Source organism: Christensenella hongkongensis, assembly GCF_000981035.1.
Lineage (GTDB): Bacteria > Bacillota > Clostridia > Christensenellales > Christensenellaceae > Christensenella > Christensenella hongkongensis.
Window position 1 is genome coordinate 1 of sequence record NZ_LAYJ01000083.1, and the last position, 1034, is coordinate 1034.

Genomic DNA, 1034 nt, shown 5'->3' on the forward strand with positions numbered 1-1034 from the left:
ATACTATACAACATCGATTTTCGCGGGGACGGGTGCCCGGTGGAAGTGGAAGGAATGGAGGAACGGTAAATGGACAAAATTATTCTGGAAATACACAGGCCCGTTCCGATCACGGTGGACCGTGTGCGTATCGATGAGGAAGCGTTAAAGGTGCTGCAGGAGCTCCAACGGGAAACGGGGCTTCCTGCACGGCGCATTGTGAGCGAGCTCATTAAGCAGGGTTCAAGGCTTATTGAGGTAAAGGAGATATAGAAAAATGGGAATACCAGTAATGATTTTGGGGCAGTCCGGCAGCGGAAAGTCCTTCAGTATGAGAAATTTTAAAAAAGGCGAGCTGGGGATCATCAACGTTGCAAGTAAGCCGCTGCCTTTCCGATCGGAAATAAAGCCTTTCAATTCGGACAATTACATGCTGATCGAAGAAGTTTTGAAAAAAGCGACAGCAAAATCCATCGCCATAGACGATTGCCAATACCTGATGGCAAATGAATTTATGCGGAATGCCAAAATTACAGGCTATCAAAAATTTACAGATATTGCGCTTAATTTCTGGAGCCTTATTCAAATGGTGATCAAGGAGCTGGCGGAGGATACGGTTGTATATTTTATGGGGCATACTGAAACAGACGCAAACGGCGGCATAAAATTCAAAACCATTGGAAAAATGCTTGATGAAAAGATTACGATCGAAGGCATGTTTACAATCGTGTTGCGTACGCAGGTAACAGATGGCAAATATACATTCCGGACGCAGAGTGACGGAACGGACACTGTGAAATCGCCGCCGGATTTGTTTGATGCGCTTGAAATTGGGAACGATCTGAAATACGTGGATGATAAGATTCGCGAATATTACAATATCAAAATCAATAAAGGAGAACAAAAGCAATGAAACCAGTAAAGGGCTATGAAGAAGCGAGAGCGATGGGCGAAGGGCAGGAACGGCTGCCGGTGGACGGATACATTGTCAAGATTCTGAATGTAGAGGAAGTTAATTATGAGTGGGGCAGCGTAATTGTCCTGAGCTACGACAT

At 45.0% G+C, this 1034-nt stretch carries 2 protein-coding genes; both read left to right on the forward strand.

Annotated features, from left to right (window positions below; all coding sequences use genetic code 11):
• Positions 1-69: 69 nt before the first annotated feature.
• A complete protein-coding gene (locus CHK_RS06160) occupies positions 70-252 on the forward strand; it encodes a hypothetical protein (protein ID WP_046442620.1) in 183 nt (60 codons plus the stop codon).
• 4 nt (positions 253-256) lie between these two features.
• On the forward strand, positions 257-892 hold the full coding sequence (locus CHK_RS06165) for a DEAD/DEAH box helicase family protein (RefSeq protein WP_046443167.1): 636 nt from the start codon (positions 257-259) through the stop codon (positions 890-892).
• Positions 893-1034 lie beyond the last annotated feature (142 nt).

Coding starts and splice junctions, on each gene's coding strand:
- CHK_RS06165 (WP_046443167.1), top strand. CDS start 257: ATGGGAATACCAGTAATGATTTTGGGGCAGTCCGGCAGCGGAAAGTCC.
- CHK_RS06160 (WP_046442620.1), top strand. CDS start 70: ATGGACAAAATTATTCTGGAAATACACAGGCCCGTTCCGATCACGGTG.